Annotated in this window: 22 protein-coding genes and 1 riboswitch; of the genes, 17 read left to right on the forward strand and 5 right to left on the reverse strand. The window is 73.2% G+C overall.

Features of this window, described 5'->3' with window-relative positions:
- The 3 genes from IGS69_RS02490 to IGS69_RS02500 all read right to left on the reverse strand — a co-directional run bounded on the left by IGS69_RS02490 (window position 1) and on the right by IGS69_RS02500 (window position 2,168).
- Entirely contained in the window at window positions 1–375 is a 375-nt protein-coding gene (locus tag IGS69_RS02490) for a cupin domain-containing protein (RefSeq protein WP_190896520.1), read from the reverse strand.
- 138 nt (window positions 376–513) lie between these two features.
- Window positions 514–1,491, reverse strand: a complete 978-nt coding sequence (locus IGS69_RS02495) for a pyridoxal-phosphate dependent enzyme (RefSeq protein ID WP_190896521.1) — start codon at window positions 1,489–1,491, stop codon at window positions 514–516.
- The gene (locus IGS69_RS02500) at window positions 1,488–2,168 is read right to left on the reverse strand and encodes a helix-turn-helix transcriptional regulator (protein ID WP_190896524.1); all 681 of its coding nucleotides are present in this window, start codon (window positions 2,166–2,168) and stop codon (window positions 1,488–1,490) included. The genes IGS69_RS02495 and IGS69_RS02500 overlap by 4 nt, the downstream gene beginning before the upstream one ends.
- 161 nt (window positions 2,169–2,329) lie before the next feature.
- Between IGS69_RS02500 and IGS69_RS02505 the strand changes: the two genes are divergently transcribed.
- A complete protein-coding gene (locus tag IGS69_RS02505) occupies window positions 2,330–3,712 on the forward strand; it encodes an FAD-binding oxidoreductase (RefSeq protein ID WP_190896526.1) in 1,383 nt (460 codons plus the stop codon).
- Window positions 3,713–3,849: 137 nt separating this feature from the next.
- On the opposite strand, the gene IGS69_RS02510 is transcribed toward IGS69_RS02505, so the two are convergent.
- Window positions 3,850–4,323 (reverse strand): DUF4396 domain-containing protein, encoded by a 474-nt coding sequence (locus tag IGS69_RS02510; RefSeq protein ID WP_190896528.1) that lies wholly within the window; start codon window positions 4,321–4,323, stop codon window positions 3,850–3,852.
- 124 nt (window positions 4,324–4,447) lie between these two features.
- On the opposite strand from IGS69_RS02510, the gene IGS69_RS02515 reads away from it, so the two are divergent.
- From IGS69_RS02515 to IGS69_RS02580, 13 genes are all read left to right on the forward strand, one after another.
- Window positions 4,448–5,299: an SDR family NAD(P)-dependent oxidoreductase gene (locus tag IGS69_RS02515; RefSeq protein ID WP_232543412.1), complete on the forward strand. Its 852-nt coding sequence runs from the start codon at window positions 4,448–4,450 to the stop codon at window positions 5,297–5,299.
- A 111-nt stretch (window positions 5,300–5,410) separates the two neighbouring features.
- A complete protein-coding gene (locus IGS69_RS02520) occupies window positions 5,411–6,208 on the forward strand; it encodes a VOC family protein (RefSeq protein WP_190896530.1) in 798 nt (265 codons plus the stop codon).
- A gap of 45 nt (window positions 6,209–6,253) precedes the next feature.
- Window positions 6,254–6,790 (forward strand): GNAT family N-acetyltransferase, encoded by a 537-nt coding sequence (locus IGS69_RS02525; RefSeq protein ID WP_232543413.1) that lies wholly within the window; start codon window positions 6,254–6,256, stop codon window positions 6,788–6,790.
- Window positions 6,791–6,813: 23 nt separating this feature from the next.
- Window positions 6,814–8,313 carry an ABC transporter substrate-binding protein gene (locus tag IGS69_RS02530; protein WP_190896532.1) on the forward strand — a complete coding sequence of 500 codons (1,500 nt, stop codon included), beginning with the start codon at window positions 6,814–6,816 and terminating at the stop codon, window positions 8,311–8,313.
- Between the two features lie 41 nt (window positions 8,314–8,354).
- Complete coding sequence (locus tag IGS69_RS02535) at window positions 8,355–10,217, forward strand: ABC transporter permease subunit (protein ID WP_232543414.1); 1,863 nt, start codon at window positions 8,355–8,357, stop codon at window positions 10,215–10,217.
- The gene (locus IGS69_RS02540; RefSeq protein ID WP_232543415.1) at window positions 10,214–11,506 is read left to right on the forward strand and encodes an MDR family MFS transporter; all 1,293 of its coding nucleotides are present in this window, start codon (window positions 10,214–10,216) and stop codon (window positions 11,504–11,506) included. Before IGS69_RS02535 ends, IGS69_RS02540 begins: the two co-directional genes overlap by 4 nt.
- A 215-nt stretch (window positions 11,507–11,721) precedes the next feature.
- Window positions 11,722–13,194: a serine/threonine-protein kinase gene (locus tag IGS69_RS02550; protein ID WP_332836546.1), complete on the forward strand. Its 1,473-nt coding sequence runs from the start codon at window positions 11,722–11,724 to the stop codon at window positions 13,192–13,194.
- 128 nt (window positions 13,195–13,322) lie between these two features.
- Window positions 13,323–13,507: riboswitch (cobalamin riboswitch) on the forward strand.
- Between the two features lie 30 nt (window positions 13,508–13,537).
- Window positions 13,538–14,239: an energy-coupling factor ABC transporter permease gene (locus IGS69_RS02555; RefSeq protein WP_190896534.1), complete on the forward strand. Its 702-nt coding sequence runs from the start codon at window positions 13,538–13,540 to the stop codon at window positions 14,237–14,239.
- Window positions 14,236–14,604: an energy-coupling factor ABC transporter substrate-binding protein gene (locus IGS69_RS02560; protein WP_190896536.1), complete on the forward strand. Its 369-nt coding sequence runs from the start codon at window positions 14,236–14,238 to the stop codon at window positions 14,602–14,604. The genes IGS69_RS02555 and IGS69_RS02560 overlap by 4 nt, the downstream gene beginning before the upstream one ends.
- A gap of 6 nt (window positions 14,605–14,610) precedes the next feature.
- A complete protein-coding gene (gene cbiQ / locus IGS69_RS02565) occupies window positions 14,611–15,360 on the forward strand; it encodes a cobalt ECF transporter T component CbiQ (protein ID WP_190896538.1) in 750 nt (249 codons plus the stop codon).
- Complete coding sequence (locus IGS69_RS02570) at window positions 15,357–16,211, forward strand: energy-coupling factor ABC transporter ATP-binding protein (RefSeq protein WP_190896540.1); 855 nt, start codon at window positions 15,357–15,359, stop codon at window positions 16,209–16,211. The genes cbiQ and IGS69_RS02570 overlap by 4 nt, the downstream gene beginning before the upstream one ends.
- Window positions 16,212–16,432: 221 nt before the next feature.
- Complete coding sequence (locus IGS69_RS02575; protein ID WP_190896542.1) at window positions 16,433–17,089, forward strand: maleylpyruvate isomerase N-terminal domain-containing protein; 657 nt, start codon at window positions 16,433–16,435, stop codon at window positions 17,087–17,089.
- Window positions 17,090–17,360: 271 nt separating this feature from the next.
- Entirely contained in the window at window positions 17,361–19,175 is a 1,815-nt protein-coding gene (locus tag IGS69_RS02580; RefSeq protein WP_190896543.1) for an ABC transporter ATP-binding protein, read from the forward strand.
- Window positions 19,176–19,185: 10 nt separating this feature from the next.
- Here IGS69_RS02580 and IGS69_RS02585 read toward each other — a convergent pair whose 3' ends face one another.
- The gene (locus IGS69_RS02585; RefSeq protein ID WP_190896545.1) at window positions 19,186–19,887 is read right to left on the reverse strand and encodes a TetR/AcrR family transcriptional regulator; all 702 of its coding nucleotides are present in this window, start codon (window positions 19,885–19,887) and stop codon (window positions 19,186–19,188) included.
- Window positions 19,888–20,113: 226 nt separating this feature from the next.
- On the opposite strand from IGS69_RS02585, the gene IGS69_RS02590 reads away from it, so the two are divergent.
- The 3 genes from IGS69_RS02590 to IGS69_RS02600 all read left to right on the forward strand — a co-directional run bounded on the left by IGS69_RS02590 (window position 20,114) and on the right by IGS69_RS02600 (window position 24,110).
- The gene (locus tag IGS69_RS02590) at window positions 20,114–21,610 is read left to right on the forward strand and encodes an APC family permease (protein ID WP_190896547.1); all 1,497 of its coding nucleotides are present in this window, start codon (window positions 20,114–20,116) and stop codon (window positions 21,608–21,610) included.
- A gap of 20 nt (window positions 21,611–21,630) precedes the next feature.
- Window positions 21,631–23,292: an amidohydrolase gene (locus IGS69_RS02595; protein ID WP_232543416.1), complete on the forward strand. Its 1,662-nt coding sequence runs from the start codon at window positions 21,631–21,633 to the stop codon at window positions 23,290–23,292.
- Between the two features lie 83 nt (window positions 23,293–23,375).
- The gene (locus IGS69_RS02600; protein ID WP_232543417.1) at window positions 23,376–24,110 is read left to right on the forward strand and encodes a hypothetical protein; all 735 of its coding nucleotides are present in this window, start codon (window positions 23,376–23,378) and stop codon (window positions 24,108–24,110) included.
- Window positions 24,111–24,170: the final 60 nt, after the last annotated feature.

Here is a 24,170-nt window from a genome sequence, read left to right on the forward strand (position 1 = left end):
TCACTCCTGCTTCGCGTACTCCTGCTTCGCGTACTCCTTCGCCGTCTGACCCTCGAAGTCGTAGACCACGACCTGCTCGTCACCCACGACCCAGGCGTCGTGACCGGGCGAGACGACGAAGACGTCGCCCGGCCCGACCTCGGTCTCCCCGCCGTCGTCCATGAGGATGTGCAGGCGGCCCTGGACCATGCAGCAGTAGTGGTGCATCTGGCAGGTCGCGGTGCCGGCGATCGGGGCCACGGACTCCGTCCAGCGCCAGCCTGGCTCGAAGGTGGCCACGGCGAAGTCGAGCTCCGTCATGTGGACGGCTTCGAGGTGGCCCCGGGGGAAATCACGCCGTTCATCGGGCTTGTCGAGCGTCTTCACTTCCAGCATGACGCGCTCCCTTCAGGCCGCGACGCACCGCGGCCGGGGCCGGCCCGCGGCGGCCCTGGACACCGTCGTCGGCGGCCGGCCCGCTACCACTCAATCGTCCGCCCTGCCACCCGGGGCCGCCATTCGGGGAAGGCCCGTTCAGCCCTCGCTGCCGCACAGCTCGGCGAAGCGCCCGGCGTCGATGTTGCCGCCGGAGATGATCACGCCCACACGCTGCGGCAGGGGACCCGCCCGGCCGGTGAGCAGGGCGGCGAGCGGGGTGGCGCCGCTCGGCTCGACGACGATCTTCAGGCGTTCGAAGGCGAACCGCATCGCGTCCCGGATCTCGTCGTCGGTGACCAGGACGACGTCGTCGAGGAGCCGTTGGTTGACCGCGAAGGTCAGTGCTCCGGGTGTGTGCAGGGCCTGGCCGTCGGCGATGGTGCGCGGGACCGGGACGCTGACGCGCCGGCCGGCCTCCAGCGAGCGTTTCGTGTCGTCCCCGGCCTGCGGCTCGACGCCGATGGTGCGGATGCCGGGGTGCAGGCCCTTGGCCGCCGTGGCACTGCCGGCCATCAGCCCGCCGCCGCCGACCGGCGCCAGCAGCGCACCCAGCTCTCCCGCCTCTTCGAGGAGTTCGAGAGCGGCCGTGCCCTGCCCGGCCATCACGTGCGGGTGTTCGTACGGCGGGATGAGGGCGAGGCCGCGTTCATCGGCGAGGGCCTCGGCGAGGGCGACGCGGTCGCCGGTGTAGCGGTCGTAGGTGACGATCTCGGCGCCGTAGCCGGCGGTGGCCGCCCGCTTCGACGGCGGGGCGTCCTCCGGCATGACGATCACCGCGGTGGTGCCCAGCTCGCGGGCGGCCAGGGCGACGGCCTGGGCGTGGTTGCCGGAGGAGTAGGCGGCGATGCCCCGGGACAGCTGCTCGGGGGTGAGGCGGGAGGCGGCGTTGTAGGCGCCGCGGAACTTGAAGGCGCCCACGCGCTGGAAGTTCTCGCACTTGAGGTGGACTTCGGCGCCGGTGAGGGCGTCGAGGGTGCGGGAGCGCAGCACGGGCGTGCGGTGGGCGACGCCCTTGAGGCGGGCTGCGGCGTCGCGGACGTCGTCGAGGGTGACCGGTGGGGTGGTGGTCGTCACGCGGGTCCTCCGGTGGACGTGTCGTGGGCGGCCCGGGCCCGGGACAGGTAGTTGTAGGCGGAGGCGCGGGAGATGCCGAGCCGGGCGGCGACCTGCTCGACGGCGCCGCGCACGGCGAAGACACCGCGGGTGTCCAGCCCTCCGAACAGCTCCAGGCGCTCCGCGCGGTCGAGCTCCGCCCAGCTGCCCCGCTGCTTCGACTGGTGGACGTCGACGAGGGCGTCGACCACGGCGTCGATGTCGTTGCCGAAGGTGGTGGTCGGCAGCTCCGCCGGGGCGGCGCCGAACCCGGCGAGTGCGCCGAGCAGGTCGTGGACCTGGGTGACGGCACTGATGTCCACGTTGACGCAGAGGGCGCCGAACACGGCACCCGTGGAGTCCCGCAGCAGCATCGTGGAGGACTTCACCCGTGTCCCGTCGCGGGTGCGGGTGACGTAGTTCAGTTCGTCCTGCGCGTCGTCGCCGCGGGCGAGGACGCGCATGCCGATCTCGCTCATCGCGCCACCGACCACGCGCCCGGTCAGCGATCCGGCCACGGCGACCACCGACTCCTCGGGGATGCGGTAGTCGTGCAGCACGACGTCGCACACCGGCCCGAAGGTGGCCGCGATTCCGGCCACGACCGGCCTCAGCGCGGCGAGGACCGCGTCCCGCTCGGCATCCCGCTCACTGCTCATCCCCGTCCCCTCTCGACTCCACCACCTTAGACCACAAATCCAGAGTTTGGATAGACAGTCCAGGCAATTCCTCCGGCGGCGCACGCTGCGGACATGCGTCGCTGTGCGGTCGGCGGGAGGCTGGAGGGGTCAACACGGTCACGCGTTTCGAGGAGATCGTCATGGACACCGCCACCCTGGAAGACATGCGCGCCACGCTGCGGGGGCCGGTGATCGGCCCGCAGGACGCCGGCTACGACGAGGCGCGCAAGATCTACAACGCGATGATCGACAAAAGGCCTGCCGCCCTCGTGCTCTGCGCGGACGCCGCCGACGTGATGGCGGCGGTCGGCTACGTCCGCGAGCACGGCCTGGAACTCGCCGTGCGGGGCGGCGGGCACAGCGGCCCCGGCCTGTGCCTGGTGGACGACGGCGTGACCCTCGACCTCTCGCCGATGCGCTGGGTGCGGGTCGACCCGAAGGCGCGGACTGCGGAGGTCGGCGGCGGCAGCCACCTCGGCGACCTCGACCACGCCACCCAGGCCTTCGGCCTCGCCACCCCCACCGGCATCATCTCCATGACGGGCGTCGGGGGCCTCACCCTCGGCGGCGGCCACGGCTACCTCACCCGCAAGTACGGGCTGACCGCGGACAACCTGATCGCCGCGGACGTGGTGCTGGCCGACAGCAGCTTCGTCACCGCGAGCGAGACCGAGCACCCGGACCTGTTCTGGGCCCTGCGGGGCGGCGGCGGCAACTTCGGCGTCGTGACCGCCCTCACCTACCGGCTGCACCCGGTGGGCACGGTCGGGGCCGGGGTGACGGTCTGGCCGGTCGACGCCACCCGTGAAGTGCTGGCCTGGTACCGCGAGTTCCTCCCGAAGGCACCCGAGGACGTCTACGGCTTCTTCGCCGTCCTCGTCGTCCCGCCCGCCCCGCCCTTCCCCGAGGAACTGCACGGCAAGAAGGTGTGCGGCGTCGTGTGGTGCTTCACGGGTGACCTGGACGCGCTCGACGACACCCTCTCGGTGGTGAACGACGCGGGCCGGCCGGCCTTCCACTTCGCGACGCCGATGCCGTACGACGCGCTGCAGAGCATGTTCGACGACCTGATCCCGGCCGGCTACCAGTGGTACTGGCGGGGCGACTTCTTCGACAGCATCCCCGACCCGGCTCTGGACGTGCACCTCGAGTACGGCCGGAGCATCCCGACACCGCTGTCGCTGATGCACCTCTACCCGATCGACGGAGCCGTCCACCGGGTCGGCCCCGACGACACCGCGTGGAGCTACCGGGACGCGCTCTGGTCCGGCGTCTTCGCCGGCGTCGATCCCGACCCGGCCAACGCTGAGAAGATCAGGCAGTGGTGCGTGGGCTACCAGGAGGCACTGCACCCGTACTCCATGGGCGGCTCGTACGTGAACTTCATGGGCGCGGGCGAGGGCCGGGAACGGGTCCGGGCGACGTACCGCGACCACTACGACCGGCTCGCCAAGATCAAGCGGACCTACGACCCGGACAACCTCTTCCACGCCAACCAGAACATCGAACCGGCGCCCGAGTGACGGCCAGGTGGTGCTGAGTACCGGTTGGTGAACCCCGCACGGACATCACCGCGCAGGAGCTCAATCGACTCTCCGCTGCACGCCCTGCCCTGAGGCGGCGGCGCAGTCCGCTCCGTCGCACGGGAACTGACAGCGCGTCAGTGGTGGGCGTGGACCACGGCGTGGCCCTTGCCCCGGCCGATCATCCACTTGTTGACCGGGGTCGTGATCAGGAAGGCCACCGCGAAACCACCCAGGAGCGCGTACCAGAAGAGACCTTCCGACAGTTCCGCGTCCATCGCGCCCGGGGTGAGCGCGATGATGAGGTTGTCGACGAGTTCCATCACCGCGATCGAGACCGTGTCCGCGGCGAGGGCGACCCGGATCGCGGCCTTGAGGTCGAGTCCGGCGCGCAGGACCGCGAACAGGGTGAACGAGTAGCCGAAGAGGAACGCGAGCCCGATCGCCACCACCATGGTGGGCACGTTGCCCCATCCCGCCGCCGTGCCGATCACCATGCCGAGGATCTCGCCGATCGCGCACCCGGTCAGACAGTGCAGTGTCGCCTTCACGGCGGTCCCCCAGGACGCGGCCCGGTGATGCTTCTCAGGTTCATGAGCGGTGTGGTCCATGAGACCGACTCTATACCCCCTAGGGGTATAGTACGAGAGGACGGGCAGGGCGCGCCGGACGATTCCGCGGAGCGACCGGCACCACTCGCCGGCCGGCCGGATGACCGACCTAGAGTGGGCTGCCATGACGACCCACCCGACGCCATCGCCCGAGCCGACCCGGCCACCCCGGCAGAACGGGGCGACTTCGCCGTCCCGTGCGCCGCGGGACTACCTCTCCGAGCTGTTCTCCTTGGAGGGCAGGGTCGCGGTGGTCACCGGTGGCAGTTCGGGTATCGGCCGCGCCATCGCCGGCGCCCTCGCGCGGGCCGGAGCGGGCGTGGTGGTCGTGGCCCGCGGCGAGGCCGGGCTGGTCGCGACGGCCGAGGAGCTCACGGCCCAGGGCTGCCGCGCCGCGTGGGTCAGCGCGGATCTGAGCACCCGCGAGGGGGTGCGGACGGCCGCCGAGCGGGCGGCCGGGGTGTTCGGGGAGCCCGACATCCTCGTCAACAGCGCCGGGATCAACCTGCGTCCGCCGATGGACGAGCTCGGCGAGGACGTCTGGGACGCCACGATGGCGGTCAACCTGGAGGCGCCGTTCCTGCTGGGTCAGCGCTTCGGCCCCGGGATGGCGGAGCGCGGGTACGGGCGGATCATCCACATCAGCTCGCAGCAGGCGCATCGCGCGTTCGTCCAGAGCGGTGCCTACGGCGCCTCCAAGGGCGGATTGGAGGCGCTCGCCCGCTCCCAGGCCGAGGCGTGGTCGCCGCGCGGCGTCACCTGCAACCTCCTCGTGCCGGGCTTCGTGATGACAGCGCTCAACGCGCGGCTGTCCTCGGACCCGGAGAAGGTGGCCGCCCTCGCCGCCCGCACGATGATCGGGCGCAACGGCCTCGCCGAGGACTTCGCGGGAGCGGCGGTCTTCCTGGCGAGCGCTGCGTCCGCCTACGTGACCGGGCAGTCGGTCTTCGTCGACGGCGGGCTGTCCGTCCACTGACGCCGCCCCCGGCACCCCCGGGGTCCCCCGAACGGCCAGCGGCCGACGGGCGACGGGCGACGCTCGGTGTCACGCTGGGCACACAGGCCCCGCGGAAGGGAAAGCATCGCCATGATCACGACGGACTTCGTCCCCGGTTCCCCCTGCTGGCTCGACCTGGGCGCTCCGGACGTCCGGGCCGCAGCCTCGTTCTACGGCGCCGTCCTCGGCTGGGACTTCGAGTCCATCGGCGAGAGCGAGGACTTCGAGGGCGGGATGTTCAGGAAGGACGGCAAGATCGTCGCCGGGCTCGGCAAGCTCACCGAGGAGGGCGCCCGCTCGGCCTGGATGATCTACTACAGCGTCACCGACGCGGACGCCGCGACGCAGACCGTGCAGCAGACCGGCGGCACCGTGCGGGTCGCGCCGATGAGCCTCGACGACTGGGGCCGGATGGCGCAGTACAGCGACCCGCAGGGCGCCCAGTTCGCGGTCTGGGAGCCGGGCACGAACAAGGGCGTGGAGCTGGTGGACCAGCCGGGCTCGCTGTCGTGGACCGAGCTGTACACGACGGATGCCGCGAGCGCTCGGAACTTCTACGGCACCCTCTTCGGCTGGCAGTTCAGCGACATGCCGCTACCGGGCGGCGCGGGCACGTACACCCTGATCACCCCGGCGGGGCTCCCCGAGGACCGGATGCAGGGCGGGCTCATGCAGCTCGGCAAGGAGGACCTGGCGTTGACGGGCGGGCGGCCGTACTGGCACCCGGTCTTCGCCGTGGAGGACTGCGACGCCGCGGTGGCCCAGGTCACCGGGAACGGCGGCAGCGTGCAGATGGGACCGGTGGACATGGAGGGCGTCGGCCGGCTCGCCGTCTGCCTCGACCCGGCGAACGCGGACTTCGTGGTGCTCGCCCCGTCCGAGAGCTGAGCGGCCACCGACTGATGCTTGCACCCTCTTGCGTATGATGTGCAAGTGCGCGAGTACAGCATCAGGGAAGCCGCCCTGGCCGACATGGACGGGGCCCGGGCGGTGATGCTCGACGCCGTGTACCGCGACTTCGGCACGGGGTACGTACCGCGGTGGCACGCCGACATCATCGATCCGGTGCCGTTCTACGTCATGCCGCCCCGGCACACCCTCCTGGTGGCCGTGGACGAGCGGGACGGGGCGGTGGCGGCCACGGCGGCTCTGGACGCGCGCGGCCCGGAGCACCCGCCGAACCCGCACTGGCTGGCCGAGCGGTTCCCCTCGGGCGAGACGGCCCAGCTCCGGCGGGTGTACGTGCGCCCCGAGCACCGGCGGCGCGGCCTGGCCCGGCAACTGGTGGACGGATTGCTGGAGTTCGCCCGGGCGGACGGCGGCTACCGGTCCGCGTACCTGCACACCTACCCGCACTCCCCCGGCGCGATGGGCCTGTGGCGGGCACTGGGCAAGGTGGTCTGCGACGAGCGGGAGGAGGTGCCCGGCGGGGGCAGCGGCGTCGTGCACTTCGAGATACCGCTCGCTTAACGAAAATGGTATTCATATACACTATGAGAACCCCCCGCCGGCTCATAGCCGGGTTGTTCGTGCTGCCCTTGCTCTCCGGTTGCTTCGCGTCGTCCGGCGACGACGCGAAGGCCTCCTCCGGCTCCGGCGACGGCGCCCGGCTGCGTGTCGCCCTGCCCTTCGCCCCGACCGAGAACTACTCGCCGTACGGCCAGGACGCGATGCTCCTGTCCCGGCTCGGCGTCACCGAGGGGCTGACCAAGCTGGACGCGAACGGCACGGCGGTCCCCGCGCTGGCCGAGTCGTGGAGCAGTGAGAACGGCGGCAGGAGCTGGCTGTTCACCCTTCGGGACGCGAGGTTCCAGGACGGCGAAACCGTCACCGCCGAGGCCGTCGCCGCCGCCCTCACGGCCGCCGGGAAGGCCGACCCGGCGCCGTCCGCGCTCTCCGGCGTGAAGCTGACCGCCGCGGCCGAGGACGACAGACGCGTCCGGGTCAGCACCGCCGAGGCCGACCCCGTCCTGCCGTTGCGGCTGTCGAACCCCTCCCTCGCGGTGTTCGCACCGAAGGCGTACGCCAAGAAGGGCACGGTGAACGTCGTCGGCACCGCCACCGGCCCCTTCGCGCTCGCCAAGGCCGACGGTGACACCGCGGCCACGCTGAACCGTTTCGACGACTACTGGGGCGGCCGGGCCCAGGCGTCCGGCGTCACCGCCCGGTTCGTCTCCGACGGCACCGCCCGCGCCAACGCCCTGCGCACCGGCGACGTCGACATCGCCGAGTCCCTGCCCGTCGCCCAGGTCGCCGCCCTGGACCAGGACGACGTCCACGAGGTCGACACCGCCCGCAACACCAGCCTGTACCTCAACACCAAGTCCGGTGCCTTCACCGACGCGGGGCTGCGGGCGGCCGCACGCGAAGCGATCGACACCTCAGTCATCGCCAAGGGCGCCTACGAGGGGTACGCCGTGCCCGCCCAGGGCCTGTTCGGCCCGGCCCTGACCTGGGCCGCAGCCAAGCGCGTCGAACCGACCGGGCGGGCGCGGGCGCTCCGCCCCGACGGCGAGCGCATCACCCTCGCCGCCTACAGTGACCGGCCCGAGCTGCCGGAGACCGCCCAGGTGCTCCAACAGCAGCTGCGGAAGGCCGGGTTCGAGGTGAAGCTGGAGGTGCGCACGTACGCGCGCCTCGAAGGCGACCTGCTGGGCGGCAGGTTCGACGCGGCGGTCTTCTCCCGCAACATGATGCTGGACACCGGCGACCCCGTCACCGTCCTCGCGAGCGACTACACCTGCGACGGCTCCAACAACCTGTCGTTCCTGTGCGACAGGAACGTGGACAGGCTCGTCGCCGCCGCCCAGGCCGAGTCCGACACCACCCAGCGGCAGGACGCCGCCATGAAGGCGGAGGCGGCCGTCCTCGGCACCGACGCGGTGATCCCGCTGGTGCACCAGAAGCTCGTCGCGGGCATCGCGACGTCCGTCCGCGGCGCGCTGCCCGATCCGTACGAGCGCACCCTCATAGGGACGGGGACCAGGCGCTGAACAGCTCGAACACACCCTGGACGAAGGGTGCCGCCTCCCGGGTGGTGCGCGCAGTCGCGGGCGGTGGCGTCCCGGCGCTGCTGTGGCGGACCGTGCTCGTGGCCGCCCTGGTGTGCGGTATCGGCCTGCTGCCGTGGCTGTCGCGCACCGACCCCGCGCTGACCGTACTCAGGGCGCGGTCGGCGGACCGCGACCCCGACCCCGAGACCCTGCGCGCCATCCGTGACCAACTCGGCCTGGACGACGGCCCCTTGATGCTGCTCGGTCGCTGGCTGGGCGGGCTGCTGCACGGCGACGCGGGCACGTCCTGGGTGTCCGGCGGCCAGGTGCTGCCCGGCGTCGTACCGGCGCTCGGCGCGTCGCTGCTGCTGATGGCCGGGGCCCTGGTGGTCGCCGCGGGTACGGCGGCCGCCGTCTGCGCCCGGACGCTCCGGCTGGGCGCTCGGGGCCGGCTCGGGGCGCGCCGCCCCGGCGGGACGGCGACGGCGGTGCTGGCCGCGCTGCCCGAGTTCCTCGTCGCCGCGGTGCTGGCCTCGGTGATCGGGGTGCGGCTGGGCTGGCTGCCCGCCCTGGGCTGGTACGGGCCGCAGTGGATGGTGCTGCCCTCGCTCGCCGTCGGCCTGCCCGCCGGGGCGGTCCTGGGGCGGATGCTCGACGACCTGCTGCCCGGCGCGTTCGGAGAACCGTGGGCGACGGCGGCCGCGGCGCGCGGGGTTCCGTCGAGGTCCGTGGCGCGGCAGGCGGTGCGCCGCTGTGTGCCCGGGCTGCTGCCGAACCTGGCGCTGTTCGTGGTCGGCCTGACCGGCGGATCGGTCGCCGTCGAGCAGATCTTCGACATCCCGGGCCTGGGCAGGCTCACCCTCCAGGCCGCACTCGCCCAGGATTTGCCCGTCCTGCAGACCGGCACGCTCGCCCTCGTCCTGCTCGCGGCCGCCGCGGGACTCCTCGCCCGGCTCGCCGCCCGCCTGCTGATCGGCCCGGCGCTGCGCGACGGCGCCCTGCAGTCCCCGCACCGGCCCCGGCCGCCCGCGCCCCGCACGCTCCCCCTGCTCTACGGAGGGCTGCTGGCCGCCGTCATCGGCTTCGGGCTGCCCCGCGACCCGCTCGCCCTGGACCCCCTCGCCCGGCTGCACGCCCCTTCCGCCGAGCACCCCTTCGGCACGGACGCGCTCGGCAGGGACTTGCTCGCCCGCGTCTCCCACGGCGCGCTGACCACCCTCGGCACCGCCCTCGCGGTGAGTGCCGCCGCCCTCGCCGCCGGGCTGCTGCTGGGACTGCTGCCGAGGCTGTCCGGGCCCCTGGTCGACATGCTCAGCGCCGTACCGCCCGTACTGGCCGGGCTCCTCGTCACCGGCGTCATGGGCAGCGGGCCGTGGACGCCCGCGTTCGCCGTGGCCGTCGTGGCCTGGTGCCCGCTGGCCGCGCACACCTCCTCCCTGCTGCGGCAGGAGCGCGCGACCACGCATCTGACGGCCACCCGGGCGCTGGGTGCCGGCCGCTGGTACCTCCTCCGGCACGAACTGCTGCCCGCCGCCCTGCCCCCGGTCGCCCGGCACGCCCTGCTCCGGCTGCCGGGCATCGCGCTCGGCCTCGCGGCGCTGGGCTTCCTCGGGCTGGGCGCCCAGCCGCCGTCCCCCGACTGGGGCCTGCTGCTGGCCGAGAACCAGCCGTACGCCGAACGCGCCCCGTGGGCCGTGCTCTTCCCCGCCGCCGTACTCGCCCTGCTCGGGGCGCTCGCGGTGACGGCCGCGGGCGGCGTACGGCTGCCCCGGCGGCGTACCCGGCCCGCCGGCCCGGCCGGATTGTTGCCCGCGGACCGGGTCGTGCCGGCCCCGCTCCGGCAACCGGACCACCCCGAGGCCCTCCTGACGCCCGTGTCCGCCTCACCGGCGGAAGACCGATGACCGACCCCGCCCCCCTCGCGCCGGACCGCGAGGCCGCCCGCCGGTCCGGCGCCGGGACCCGCGACAGCGCCTGGCGGCTGTGCAGGGAACTGTCGCCGCTGCTGCGGCTGCTGATCCTCACCCAGCTCGCCTTCAACCTCGGCTTCTACGCCGTCCTGCCGTTCCTCGCCGGGCATCTCGGCGGCGCGATCGGCATGGCGGGCTGGCTGGTCGGGTTCGTGCTCGGGCTGCGCACCTTCAGCCAGCAGGGGCTGTTCGTGGTCGGCGGGTGGCTCGTCGACCGGTTCGGGGTGCGGCCGGTCGTGCTGGCGGGGTGCGTGCTGCGGATCGCCGGGTTCGTGTGGCTCGGGTACGCGCGTGCGCCGGGGGCCGTGATCGGGGCGGTGCTCGTGATCGGGTTCGCCGCCGCGCTGTTCTCCCCTGCCGTGGAGTCCGAGGTGGCGCGCCAGGCGGTGGCCCGAGAGGAGAGCGGACGCGGGCCGCGCACCCGGGTCCTCGCCCTGTTCAGCGTGGCGGGCCAGGCCGGGGCGTTCGCCGGGCCGCTGCTCGGCGCGCTGCTGCTCGCCGTGGACTTCCGCACCGCGTGCCTCGCGGGTGCCGCGGTCTTTGTCCTGGTCCTCGCCGGGCACCTGTGGCTGATGCCGCAGCACATCCCCGGCCGGGTCCGCGTCCGCGAGCGCGGTGGGGCCCGGGCTCTGCTGCGCAACCGGCGCTTCCTCGCCCTGTGCTGTGCCTACGGCTCCTATCTGCTCGCCTACAACCAGCTGTATCTGGCCCTGCCGGAGGAGGTGCAGCGCGCGGCGGGCTCCCAGGCGCCGCTGTCCTGGCTCTTCGCCCTGTCCTCGGTGCTGGTGGTGTCCACCCAGCTGCCGGTGACCCGCTGGGCGGGCGACCGGCTCGATCCGCGCCGCTCGATGACCGCGGGACTGCTGCTGATCGCGTCCGGTTTCGCGGTGGTGGCCGCGGCCCGCCCGGCCGGCTGGACCGGCGCCGCCGGGCTGCTGCCGGCCACGGGCTTCGTGATCTTGCTCACCGTGGGGCAGATGCTGGTGGTGCCCGCCGCCCGCGCCTGGGTGCCCGACCTCGCCGAGGAAGGACGGCTCGGGCTCTACACGGGCGCGCTGTCGTCCGTCTCCGGCCTGATCGTCCTGGCCGGCAGCGCGGCCACCGGCTCGCTGCTCGACCTGGGGCTGCCGGCGGCCGTGCCGTGGCTGGTCCTCGCGGCCGTACCGGCCCTGGCGGTGGGCCTGTTGCCGCGCCATGCGAAGGAGGCGGGCGCGGCGGTCTGAGACGGCACCGGCGCCCCGGGACGCCCGGCGCGCCGGAGCGTCAACCCGGCGGGTGACCTCTTCGCGCGGGATGTGCGAGACAGCGCCCGGTGAGGACACTGCCGCGGCGATCGGTGGTCACGCCGCGCCAGTATCCTGGGTCGGCTGCGGCACCCCCCACCAATCCCCGTGCACAAGCGGGGAGTTCGGCCTGCGGCGACGACCTACCCACACGCATGAGACGAGGACGAGTGCTGCTAGCGGGCCGCTACCGGCTGGATGTTGAGATCGGGCGCGGTGGAATGGGAGAGGTCTGGCGCGCGTACGACGAGACGCTCGCCAGAGCGGTGGCCCTCAAGCTGCTGCTCCCCCAGGACACCGATGCCACGGCGACCTCCCGGTTCCGTCTGGAGGCTCAGACCGCCGGGCGTCTCAACCACCCCAACGTGGTCGGCGTCCTGGACTTCGGCGAGTACGACAACCGGCTGTACCTGGTGATGGAGCTGGTCGAGGGCGACAGCCTCGCCGGGGTGCTGACGGGCTCGGGCGCGCTCCCCGCCGAGCAGGTGGCCGATCTGGCCGCACAGGCGTCCGCCGGGCTGGCCGCCGCGCACGGGCAGGGCATCGTGCACCGGGACGTCAAACCCGCCAACCTGCTGCTGGACGCCAACGGCACCCTGAAGATCGGCGACTTCGGCATCGCGCGGTTCCTCGACGACCCGGGCGCCGCTCTCACGGCCACCGGCCAGATCGTCGGCACCGGCCTGTACCTCGCGCCCGAGCGTGCCCTGGGCAAGCAGGCGGGGCCCGCCTCCGACATGTACTCCCTGGGCTGTGTGCTCTATCAGCTCCTCAGCGGGCGCCCGCCGTTCGAGGCCGACACCGCCGTAGCCCTTCTCCACCAGCACCTCGACGCCGCCCCCGTGCCACCCCGCGAGCTGGGTGTCGCCGGGCTGCCGCCCGCGTTCGAGAACTACCTCCTCGGACTGCTCGCCAAGCAGCCCGAGGACCGGCCCACCGCCCAGCAGGCCGCCGAGTGGTTCGCCGGCGGCGCCTGGCGGGGCCTGCCCGAGCCGCTGCCGGAAGCCTCGCCGCCACTGCGGCCCAGGACCACGTCCGCGGCGATGCCCGCCGGGCCGGGCCCGTACGCCACGGCCGGGACCGGCAACCCGACCACGTACGCGCTGCCCGCGACTGCCGGGCACCGCAGCGCGGCCCGGGCGGCCCAGGCGGGACGTTCGGGACGCTCCCGCGGGCGCGGCGGCCCGGGCAACCGGTCGCGACTGGCCGCGACGGCCGCAGCCGCGGCGCTCTTCCTCGCCGCGATGCTCATCGGCATGCGCTGGTTCTCGCCCGACACGACCGCGGAAAGCACGGAACCCGACGCGTCCCCGACCGCGAGCAGCCCCGCCGCCACGCCGTCCACCGACTCCGCGTCGTCTTCCTCGTCCGATTCCGAGGCCGGTCCCGGGGCCGCTCCGGCGGCCGGGCCGGGGGTGGCCGACGCGCCGGCCGCCGGCACCGTGTCCGATGTCACTCCGTCCGCGCCGGCCGCTTCTCCGACGCCCGTGGCGCCGGAGCCCGGCGCCGCGACTCCGACGCAGGACGCGGGCCCCGGCGGGCCGGAGCAGCCGCAGCCGGAGAACCCGGGCCAGGCCGGGAATGACAGGGAAGGCGGCGACGGCGAGGACGACGGGGACGACGACTGACGCGGCCCGGGCAGCGCACGGAGGACCCCTGGCCGGTGCGCGTGGATCAGCCGGGGGATGCGCCGGTGTGCGAGCGGGCGCCCCCTCGCGCGCCCCTTGGGTGGCTTGTCATCGCCCTTACCCCGGCCTTATTGTCACCAGGCCTTGGTGAACGGGAAATCCGGTGTGATGCCGGTGCGGCCCTCGCCACTGTGAATCGGGAAGTCCGGCTCCGGCCCTCACGGGCAGCCACTGGGTCCTTGCGACCCGGGAAGGCGGAGTCCGGGCGGTGGTACCCGTCAGCCAGGAGACCGGCCAAGGCGCGTCAACCATCCACGAGGTGCTGGAGAGGGTCTGCTGAGCCATGCACATTGCCGAGGGTTTCCTTCCTCCGGCGCACGCGGTCGCCTGGGGCGTCGCGTCGGCGCCGTTCGTCGTCCACGGGGTCCGGTCACTCACCCGTGAAGTCCGCGAGCACCCCGAGAGCACCCTGCTCCTCGGTGCGTCCGGCGCCTTCACCTTCGTCCTGTCCGCCCTGAAACTGCCGTCCGTCACCGGCAGTTGCTCACACCCCACCGGCACGGGCCTCGGAGCCATCCTGTTCCGGCCGCCCATCATGGCGGTGCTGGGCACCATCACCCTGCTGTTCCAGGCGCTGTTGCTCGCGCACGGCGGCCTGACCACGCTCGGCGCCAACGTCTTCTCCATGGCGATCGTCGGCCCCTGGGCCGGATACGCCGTCTACAAGCTGCTGCGGCGCTCCAACGCGCCGCTGATGGTGGCGGTGTTCTCCGGCGCGTTCGTCGCCGACCTGTCCACCTACTGCGTCACCAGCGTGCAGCTGGCGCTCGCGTTCCCCGACCCGGGCAGCGGATTCCTGGGCGCGCTCGGCAAGTTCGGTTCCATCTTCGCCGTCACCCAGGTCCCGCTCGCGGTGAGCGAGGGTCTGCTGACCGTGCTCGTGATGCGGCTGCTCGTGCAGTCCAGCAAGGGCGAACTGACCCGGCTGGGTGTGCTCCTCGCCAAGAAGCAGACCCGCACCGAGACCGAGGCGGTGGCCCGATGAGCAGGAACACGAAGATCAACCTGGTCCTGCTGTTCGTCGTCGCGGCGCTCGCGGTGCTGCCCTTGGCGCTGGGTCTCGGCGACCACAAGAAGGAGCCGTTCGCGGGTGCCGACGGCGAGGCCGAGACGGCGATCACCGAGCTGAAGCCGGACTACGAGCCGTGGTTCTCGCCGCTGTACGAACCGCCGTCCGGTGAGATCGAGTCGGCGCTGTTCTCCTTCCAGGCGGCTCTCGGCGCCGGTGTCCTCGCCTACTACTTCGGCCTGCGCCGGGGCCGCAGGCAGGGCGAGCAGCGGGCGCTGGAGCGGGAGGCCGACAGCGCGCTCGCCGGGGCCACCGGGAAGTCCACCGCGGAACAGGACTGAGCCCGGGTGCTGCCGATCGACGCGGCGGCGCACAGCAGTCGCTGGCGCCGCCGCCATCCCGTGGACAAGGCCGTGCTCGGGCTCGGCCTCACCGTGCTCGCGATCTCGCTGCCGCCCTGGCCGGGCGCCGCCCTGGTCCTCCTGACCGCCCTGGTGGTGCTGCTGGGGCCGGCCGGGGTGCCCGGGCGGCGGCTGTGGCGGGCCTACCGGGTGCCGCTGGGCTTCTGCGTGACCGGCGCGGTCACGCTGCTCGTCCAGGTGGGCGGGCCGGGTGGTGTCGTCTCGCTCGCGCACGACGGGCCGCTGCGGGCCGGGGAGTTGCTGCTGCGCACCTCGGCGGCCTCCCTGGGCGTGCTGCTGTTCGCCTTCACCACGCCCATGTCCGACCTGCTGCCCCGGCTGGTCCGGGCCGGGGTTCCCGCGCCGGTCGTCGACGTCGCGCTCGTGACGTACCGGATGAGCTTCCTGCTGCTGGACTCCGTGCGGCGCATCCGGGAGGCCCAGGCGGCCCGGCTCGGGCACACCGGCCGGGCCGCGCAGTGGCGTTCCCTGGCCGGGCTCGGCGCCACCGCGTTCGTCCGCGCCTTCGACCGGGCGACCCGGCTCCAGGCCGGACTCGCCGGGCGCGGCTACGACGGCACCCTGCGCGTCCTGGTGCCCGAGGCCCGGGTCTCCGCCCGCTTCACGGCGGCCAGTTGCGCGCTCCTCGCCGCCCTGGCCGTCCTCACCCTCGTCCTGGAAAGGCCGCTGACATGAGCGAGCCCGCCCTCGTCGCCCTGCGGGGCGCGTCCTTCGCCTACGAGGACGGCCCGGCCGTGCTCAGCGGCCTCGACTTCGACATCCGCGAGGGACGCGCGCTCGCGCTGCTCGGCCGCAACGGCAGCGGCAAGACCACGCTGATGCGGCTGCTCTCCGGCGGGCTGAAGCCGCACGAGGGGCGGCTGACGGTCCAGGGGCAGCCGGTGTCGTACGACCGCAAGGGGCTGACCCGGCTGCGGACCACCGTGCAGCTGGTCGTGCAGGACCCGGACGACCAGCTGTTCGCGGCGTCCGTCGAGCAGGACGTGTCGTTCGGGCCGCTGAACCTCGGCCTCGACGACACGCAGGTGCGGGCGCGGGTGGCGGAGGCGCTCGCTGCCCTGGACATCACGGCCCTGGCCGACCGGCCCACCCATCTGCTCTCCTACGGGCAGCGCAAACGCACCTCCATCGCGGGTGCGGTGGCCATGCGGCCGCGGGTCCTCATCCTCGACGAGCCGACGGCCGGGCTCGACCCCGACGGGCAGGAACGGCTCCTCACCACCCTCGACGGGCTCCGTGCCGCCGGTACCACGGTGGTGATGGCCACCCACGACGTCGACCTCGCCCTGCGCTGGGCCGACGACGCGGCGCTGCTCACCCCGTCCGGTGTGCGCACCGGGCCCGCGGCCACGGCACTGGCCCGCCCGGACCTCCTGCGGGAGGCGGGCCTGCGCCTGCCTTGGGGCGCGGCGACGGCGGAACTCCTGCGCGCGCAGGGGCTGTTGGCCGACGCGGAGCCGGGTCCGCGGACGCCGGACGAACTCGCCGCCCTGGTGGGCGGAGGCCTGGGAGCGCCCGGAGGGTGAAGGGCGCCGGCGTGCACGAGGGGTTGGGGCCGCCTCGTGCGCACGTCGCGTGCGGGACGCCGGCGCGCACGTCGCGTGCGGGACACCGGCCCGCACGTCGCGTGCGGGACGCCGGCCCGCACGTCGCGTGCGGGACGCCGGCGCGCAGGACGCGTTCGTGACTCCGGCAGTCGCCGGAAAGCTGCTTGTCCGGCGTCGCGGCGCGACACTACGGTGCCGAGGTGGATCTCTTCTCACGCACCTGGACGGCGTTGCGCGCGGCCGTGGCGGATCTCTCCGACGAGGACTTCGGGCGGCCCTCCGGCTGCACGGGCTGGCTGGTACGGGATCTGGTGTGCCATCTGATCGTCGACGCCCAGGACGTCCTGATCACCCTGGCCACCCCGTCCGACCGGGAACCGACCCGTGACGCGCTGACGTACTGGGACGTCTCCGACACCCCGCCGACCGGTGACGACCCGCTCGACGCGCTGACCGTCCGGCTGGCCGCCGCCTACGAGGATCCGCACCTGCTGAAGTTCCATCTGGACGACGTCGGCTCGGCCGCCGGCCGCGCGGCCCTGCTCGCCGACCCGGCCGGCCGGGTCGGCACCCGGGACGAGATCCTCACCGTGGACGACTTCCTCTCCACCTACGTCATGGAGTGGACGCTGCACCACCTCGACCTGATCGCCTACCTCCCGGACGCCGAGCAGCCGCCCGCGGAGGGCCTCGTACGGTCGCGGGAGATGCTGGAGCAGATCGCGGGGAGCCCGTTCCCGCCTGCCTTCCACGACGTGGACGCCCTGCTGATCGGCACCGGACGGCGGACACCGACCGAGCGGGAGCAGGCCGGACTCGGCGAGCTGGCCTCGAAGGTGCCGCTCTACCTGGGCTGACCCGGATCCGGCCTCGGCGCCGACCGCGCTGAACGCCGTCCTGCAGGGTGACGCCGGTGAAGTACAGGCCGAGCGTCCCACCCCTAATCCGCCCGCCGCGCCTCAGGGCGCTCCCCGCACACCACCCCCCGGCCGGAAAACGCTTGGACGCCGCGGCCGGTATCGCGGGAGAATTCCGGACTCGACCCGAAACCTCACACATCCGTTGCGGCGATGGCCCCTGCCCGCACGCGCGGCGTGGCGGGCGGCCACAGGACGACACAGGGGTGGGATGGAAACGCCGGAAACACACAGGGCATTACCGGGCAGGCGCTCGGTACTTCTCGCACTTCGCTACTACGGACGGGAGTTGGCCCGGCTGCGCCGGTGGACGGCTCCCGCGATGCTGCTCTCCGCTCTGGGAAACATCGGAATCAACTACGTCGCGCCGCTGATCGTCGCCAAGCTGGTCGGCGGCATCGCGGGGAACAAGGACGTCACGGTCGGCGCGATGCTGCCGTACGTGCTCGCCTTCACCGGCGTCCTGCTGGCCGCGGAGGCGCTGTGGCGCGTCGCCCTGCACTGCCTCAACCGGCTCGACGCCCTGGGCATCGAGCACCTGTACGTGATCGGCATGGACGAACTGTTCGCCAAGGACGCCGCGTTCTTCCATGACAACTTCGCCGGTTCGCTGACCAAGCGGGTCCTCAGCTTCGCCTCGCGTTTCGAGCAGTTCGTCGACACGCTGACGTTCCAGATCGTGGGGAGCTTCGTGCCGGTCACGTTCGGCGCGGTGGTGCTGTGGCGCTACGAACCGCTGCTCGTCGTCGGCCTCCTGGTGATGATCGGGCTGACCGCGGTGCTGGTCGTGCCGCTCATCCGGCGGCGCCAGGCGCTCGTCGACCAGCGTGAGGAGGCGATCGCCCGGGTGTCGGGCCATGTCGCCGACAGCCTGATGAACATGGACACGGTGCGGGCGTTCGCCGCGGAGGGGCGCGAGGCCGCCGAACACCGGTCCCGGGTGGCGACGTCGCGCCGGCTCACCCTGCGGTCGTGGGACTACGGCAATCTGCGCATCGACACGCTGGTCGCGCCGATGTCCGTCCTCACCAGCGCGATGGGTCTGCTGCTCGCGGTGACGCTGGGCGGCGGAGCGCACGGTGTGGAGGCGGTCGTGGTCGCCTTCGCCTACTACAACAACGCCACCCGGATCATGTTCGAGTTCAACCAGATATACCGCCGGCTGGAGAGCTCGATGACGGAGGCCGCGCAGTTCACCGAACTGCTCCTGGTGCCGCCGACCGTGCTCGACCCGCCGGCCCCGGAACCGCTGCGGTCCCGGGCCGCCGACGTCCGCTTCGAGAAGGTGACCTTCGCCCACCGGGGCGGCCGCCCGCTCTTCGAGGGACTGGACCTGGCCGTGCCGAGCGGGGCGAAGATCGGTCTCGTGGGCCGGTCCGGCGGCGGCAAGACCTCCCTCACCCGGCTGCTGCTGCGGATGACCGACATCGACGGCGGCCGCATCCTGGTCGGCGGCCAGGACATCAGCCGGGTGCGCCAGGCGGACCTGCGCGAGCGGATCGCGTACGTGCCGCAGGACCCGGCGATGTTCCACCGCACCCTGCGGGACAACATCGCCTTCGCCCGGCCGGACGCCACCGACGCCGAGATCCACCGGGCGGCCGAGGCGGCCCATGTCACCGAGTTCGCCGCGGCGTTGCCGGACGGCTTCGACACCATGGTCGGCGAGCGCGGCGTCAAGCTGTCGGGCGGTCAGCGCCAGCGGGTCGCCCTCGCCCGGGCGATCCTGCGGGACGCGCCGATCCTGCTGCTCGACGAGGCCACCAGCGCCCTGGACTCCGAGAGCGAACTGCTGGTCCAGGAGGCGTTGTGGCGGCTCATGGACGGACGGACCGCACTGGTGGTGGCACACCGGCTGAGCACGGTCGCCGGCATGGACCAGCTCGTCGTCCTCGACCGCGGCCGGATCATCGAGCAGGGCACCCACCAGGAACTGCTCGCGGCCGAGGGGGCGTACGCGAAGCTGTGGCAGCACCAGTCGGGCGGCTTCCTGGACGACACCCCGGGGCGGGCCGAGGTGCTCTAGCGCGGGCTCGTCACGTCCGTGCGCGGGCCGGTGCGCGGGCCGCCAGGGCCTCCAGCAGGAGGTCCACGGCCGGTTCGAAGGAGCTGTCCGCCATCGCGGGCAGCTCCCGCCGCACCGCCGTCAGGGACGGGTACGTCGCCGGATCGAGGTCCTGGTAGACATCCCGCCACGACCGGCGGTCGGCCTCGCGCCGCTGCGGGGGGAGCGCGTGGAACGCCGCCTCCGTGGCGGCGTGGCTGAGCACGGTGTCGATGAAGGCCAGGTAGAGCCGTGCGGCGTCGGCCGGCGGAAAGCCGGCGGTGAGCAGCAGGCCGATCCCCGTCTCGACGGCACGGATCTCGTTGCGCCGCCGGGTCACCCGGTGGGCGGCCATGGCGGCCGCCCGCGGATGGGCGAGGTATCCCGCCCGGACCCTCAGGGCCATCTCGCGCAGCGAGGCCACCCAGTCGTCCCCCGGGGTGAAGCCGGCCATGGCGTCGCCGATGATCCGGTCGGCAATGGCGAGCACCAGGTCGTCGGTGCCGTGGAAGTAGCGGTACAGCGCCGTCGGGTCGCAGCCCAGGGCCGCGCCGATCCGGCGCACGCTCAGCGCCTCGGGCCCGTGTTCGCCGATGAGCCGCAACGCGGTCTGGACGATCAGGTCCTCCGACAGCAGGACGCCCGAACGGGTCGGTCGCCGACGCCGGCGTTCCTGCGGGACACGGGTGGTCATGACCGGGACTCCTCTCCTCGCGCGCCGAGTCTTCTCGCGCACCGAGTCTCCTCGCGCACCGAGTCTTCTCGCGCGCCGACGACCTCCGGCCGACCGGAGCCTTCTCGCGTAACGCAGTGAACGGCGCTCGCCGCCTTACGTCAACAGGGTTGACCCAATGTGGCCACCGGCTGTTCCATCACAGTCCCGCGCGGCTCTTCCCACCCCGTCCCCCGAGGAGCCAGTCATGTCGTCCGCACCGCCCCCGCCCCGCCCCGCTCTGCGCCGTTCCCTCGGCGTCGTCGACGGCGTCGCCATCGCCGCGTCCAGCACCGCGGCCACCACCAGCATCGCCATCGGCATGGGCACGATCGCCACCGTCGTCGGCCTCCAGGCCCCGGCGCTGTTGCTGCTGGCGTTCCTGCCGGTGCTGGGCATCGCCCTCGCCTACGCCCGGCTCAACCGCTCCGAACCCAACTGCGGCAACGGTTACACCTGGGTCGGCAGATCCCTCGGCCCCTGGCCCGGCTTCCTCACCGGCTGGGTGACGCTGGTCGGCTCGGTCATCTTCTGCGCCTACACCAGCGCGATCATGGGCTCGGTCGTGCTGGCCTTCGCCAACAAGGCCGGCCTGCACAGCCTCGCGGGCGTCGCCCTCGATCCGACGTCCACCGGCGTGTGCACGGCGGTCGGGCTGGTGATCCTGCTGGCCCTCACCGTCCTGGCCGTCACCGGTGTCCGCGGCGCGACCCGGTTCCAGTTCGCCCTGCTGGTCTTCGAGTACGCGGTGCTGCTCGGCTTCTGCGGCTGGGCCCTGCTCACCGGCGACCACGCGGTGTCGCTGTCCTGGTTCAACCCGTTCGAGATCTCCAGCGGCACCCACTTCGCCCAGGGCATGGTCCTGGCGGTGTTCTTCTTCTGGGGCTGGGACGCGGCGTTCAGCGTCAACGAGGAGACGAAGGACCCGGGCGACTCGGCCCGCGGCGGACTCATCGCCCTGTTCGCGATGCTCGGCCTGTTCCTCTTCGCGTCGGTCGCCTTCCAGCGGGAGATGAGCCTGGCCGAACTCGTCCGCAACGGCCCGCAGGCGCTGCCCTACCTCGGGGAGAAGCTGGCCGCCGAACCCTGGGCCACCCTGCCCCTGATCGCCCTGATGTTCTCCGCCGTCGCCTCCGTGCAGGCCACCCTGATCCCCACGGCACGCGGACTGCTCGCCATGGGCCGCGACCGCACCATGGGACCACTGTGGACCCGGGTCCACCCGCGCTGGGGCACGCCCGCCGCGGGAACGGCCGTCGTGATGTCCGTCGCCGCCGTGATCGCCGTGCTCGCCTTTGCGATCCCCAAGCTGAGCGACATGCTGCTGGCCGCCGTCAACGCCATCGGCCTGATCGTGGCCCTCTACTACGGCCTCACCGCGCTCGCCTGCGCCGTGCGGTTCCGCGCCGCCTGGCAGGAGGGGGCGCGCGAGGCGCTGCCGGCCGTCGTCGTGCCGGCCGTGTCCGGGCTGGTGCTGCTGGGCCTCGGCGGCTACCTCGGTTACTCGTACCTCACCATGAGCGACCACTTCGAACTGAGCCCGGACAACGGCTGGTTCATGTTCTCGCTGCCCGCCGTGATCGTGCTCGCCGGCCTCGGGATGGCCGCCGTGGCCAAGTACGTCCGGCGCTCGCCCTACTTCACCACCGGGCGCGGCACCGACGCCGAAGCCCTGACCCTGCCGATGGACCGCACGGCGGTCTGACCCTCATGGAGTTCACCCCCATGTCACACGCCCCTGCCCCGGGACCCGCCGACCTCGTCCTGACCGGCGGCCCCGTGCACACCGTCGACCCGGCCCGCAGCCGCGCCACCTCGGTGGCCGTGCGCGGCGGGCGGATCGCCGCCGTCGGGCACGACGAGGTGCGCGAGCTGATCGGGCCGCGCACCGAGGTCGTCGACCTCGCCGGGAAGCTGCTGCTGCCGGGCTTCCAGGACGCCCACGTCCACCCGATGGGCGCCGGCCTCGAACTCGGCCTGTGCCACCTGGGCGACACCACCGACGCAGGCGAGTACCTGCGCAGGATCGCGGCGTACGCCGAGGAGCACCCGGACGTCGAGTGGATCACCGGGGGCGGCTGGTCCCTGGAGGCCTTCCCCGGCGGCTCCCCCACGGCCGCCGCCCTGGACGCGGTCGTCCCGGACCGCCCGGTCTTCCTGCCCAACCGCGACCACCACGGCGCCTGGGTCAACAGCCGGGCGCTGGAGCGTGCGGGCATCGACGCCCGGACCCCGGACCCCGCCGACGGCCGGATCGAGCGCGACGCCGAGGGCAGTCCCACCGGGATGCTCCAGGAGGGCGCGGTCCACCTGGTGGGCCGGCTGGTGCCCGATCCCACGCCGGAGGAGCAGCTCGCCGGTCTGCTGCGCGCCCAGGCCGTGCTGCACGCGCACGGCGTCACCGCCTGGCAGGACGCCATCGTCGGCACGTACGCCAACCTGACCGATCCGGCTCCGGCGTATCTGACGGCGCTGGACCGGGGTCTGCTCACCGCGCGGGTCGTCGGCGCCCTGTGGTGGGACCGCGAGCGCGGCGCCGAGCAGATCGGCGAACTCCTCGCCAGGAGGGAGGAGTTGAGCCGGGACCGGTTCCGCGCCGGGACCGTGAAGATCATGCAGGACGGGATCGCCGAGAACCACACCGCCGCCATGCTGTCCCCCTATCTGACCGGCTGCGGCTGCACCTCGGACAACAGCGGCATCAGCTTCGTCGAGCCGGGCGAACTGCGGAAGTACGTCACCGAACTGGACGCCCACGGCTTCCAGGTGCACTTCCACGCGCTCGGCGACCGGGCGGTGCGTGAGGCGCTCGACGCGGTGGAGGCCGCCCGGACCGCCAACGGCGACAGCGACACGCGGCACCATCTGGCGCACCTCCAGGTCGTCCACCCCGGCGACCTGCCGCGCTTCCGGGCACTGGGTGCGAGCGCCAACCTGCAGATGCTGTGGGCCGCGCACGAACCGCAGATGGACGAACTGACCCTGCCCTTCCTGGGCGCGGAACGGGGCTCCTGGCAGTACCCCTTCGGCGATCTGCTGCGCGCCGGGGCGACCCTCGCGGCCGGCAGCGACTGGCCCGTCAGCAGCCCCGACCCGCTCCAGGCCATCCATGTCGCCGTCAACCGCGTCTCCCCCGAGGCCCCGGACGGCACGCCGGCCTTCTTCCCGGAGCAGCGCCTCGACCTGGGTACCGCCATCGCCGCCTACACGGCGGGCAGTGCCCATGTGAACCACCTCGACGGCATCACCGGCAGCATCACCGTCGGCAAGGCGGCCGACCTGGTCGTCCTCGACCGCGACCCGTTCCGGGGTCCGCCCGGGGAGATCGCCGCGACCCGGGTCCTGGAGACCTTCGTCGAGGGGCGGCGGGTCCACACCGGCACCTGAGGCGTGTTCCAATGCTCCGGGGTACGTCGGTACGTCGGCACGGAAGGGGATGAGGCGCGGTGGGGTCGTCGGGGGACGGGGTCATGCGGTCCGTGGTGTGGATACTGCTCGCCGTCGTGACGCTCGGAGTCGGAGTGGCGTCGGCCCGCGAGGTCGGCGGGGCGCTGGAACGGGAGAGGGAGTACCGCGGCGCGCCGGCCTGCGCCGCGGTTCCCGTCAAGGCGTCGGGGTGCGTGTGGGAGCAGGAGTTCACCGTACGGAGCGCCGCCATGAACCACGGGAAGCGGGGCGAGTCCCCGGAGGCGGAGCTGGTGCTGCCGTCGGGCAAGCCGTGGGAGGTGACGTTCCTGCGTACCGAGCCGGTGATGTCCGAGATGGCGCCGGACGAGAAGGTCGTCGGGGTGATCTGGCACGGGCGGGTCGTCGAGGTGCGGGATGCCGAGGGCCGGCGGCAGCAGACGTCCGACGGGCCGGTGGGATGGCCCGCGGACCGTCTGGGCGGTGCGCTGGCCTGCCTCTCGTTCGGGCTGGCGGCCCTCGTCGGCGGGGTGTGGCCGCTCTTCGCGCGGGGCCACGAGCGCCGGGTGACAGCGGCGAAGATGGTGCGGTGGCACGGCGTCGGCCTGGGCGCGACGGCGATCCTGACGCTCTGGGCGCAGGCGGCCAACGACTGGCCGCTCTGGGCCGTTCCGGCGATCTGGGGACCGCTCGCGCTGCTGATCCTGGCGTCCATGACGGCTTTCGCCCTCGGCGCGCTGCGCGGCGAGCTGGATGACGACGCACCCGCCGGGCAACAGCCGGAGCCCCTGGCCTCGTGACCGCGTGACCGCTTACGTCTGCCGGGTGTGCACGGGACTGTGGGCGACATCGTCCGGGCA

This window comes from Streptomyces tuirus, assembly GCF_014701095.1.
Classification (GTDB): Bacteria; Actinomycetota; Actinomycetes; order Streptomycetales; family Streptomycetaceae; genus Streptomyces; species Streptomyces tuirus.

Bases quoted from the DNA above. Each gene is read 5' to 3' on its own strand.
- IGS69_RS02490 (WP_190896520.1), bottom strand. From the start codon at position 375: ATGCTGGAAGTGAAGACGCTCGACAAGCCCGATGAACGGCGTGATTTC.
- IGS69_RS02500 (WP_190896524.1), bottom strand. From the start codon at position 2,168: ATGAGCAGTGAGCGGGATGCCGAGCGGGACGCGGTCCTCGCCGCGCTG.
- IGS69_RS02505 (WP_190896526.1), top strand. From the start codon at position 2,330: ATGGACACCGCCACCCTGGAAGACATGCGCGCCACGCTGCGGGGGCCG.
- IGS69_RS02510 (WP_190896528.1), bottom strand. From the start codon at position 4,323: ATGGACCACACCGCTCATGAACCTGAGAAGCATCACCGGGCCGCGTCC.
- IGS69_RS02515 (WP_232543412.1), top strand. From the start codon at position 4,448: ATGACGACCCACCCGACGCCATCGCCCGAGCCGACCCGGCCACCCCGG.
- IGS69_RS02520 (WP_190896530.1), top strand. From the start codon at position 5,411: ATGATCACGACGGACTTCGTCCCCGGTTCCCCCTGCTGGCTCGACCTG.
- IGS69_RS02530 (WP_190896532.1), top strand. From the start codon at position 6,814: ATGAGAACCCCCCGCCGGCTCATAGCCGGGTTGTTCGTGCTGCCCTTG.
- IGS69_RS02540 (WP_232543415.1), top strand. From the start codon at position 10,214: ATGACCGACCCCGCCCCCCTCGCGCCGGACCGCGAGGCCGCCCGCCGG.
- IGS69_RS02550 (WP_332836546.1), top strand. From the start codon at position 11,722: ATGAGACGAGGACGAGTGCTGCTAGCGGGCCGCTACCGGCTGGATGTT.
- IGS69_RS02555 (WP_190896534.1), top strand. From the start codon at position 13,538: ATGCACATTGCCGAGGGTTTCCTTCCTCCGGCGCACGCGGTCGCCTGG.
- IGS69_RS02560 (WP_190896536.1), top strand. From the start codon at position 14,236: ATGAGCAGGAACACGAAGATCAACCTGGTCCTGCTGTTCGTCGTCGCG.
- IGS69_RS02570 (WP_190896540.1), top strand. From the start codon at position 15,357: ATGAGCGAGCCCGCCCTCGTCGCCCTGCGGGGCGCGTCCTTCGCCTAC.
- IGS69_RS02580 (WP_190896543.1), top strand. From the start codon at position 17,361: ATGGAAACGCCGGAAACACACAGGGCATTACCGGGCAGGCGCTCGGTA.
- IGS69_RS02585 (WP_190896545.1), bottom strand. From the start codon at position 19,887: ATGACCACCCGTGTCCCGCAGGAACGCCGGCGTCGGCGACCGACCCGT.
- IGS69_RS02590 (WP_190896547.1), top strand. From the start codon at position 20,114: ATGTCGTCCGCACCGCCCCCGCCCCGCCCCGCTCTGCGCCGTTCCCTC.
- IGS69_RS02595 (WP_232543416.1), top strand. From the start codon at position 21,631: ATGTCACACGCCCCTGCCCCGGGACCCGCCGACCTCGTCCTGACCGGC.
- IGS69_RS02600 (WP_232543417.1), top strand. From the start codon at position 23,376: ATGCGGTCCGTGGTGTGGATACTGCTCGCCGTCGTGACGCTCGGAGTC.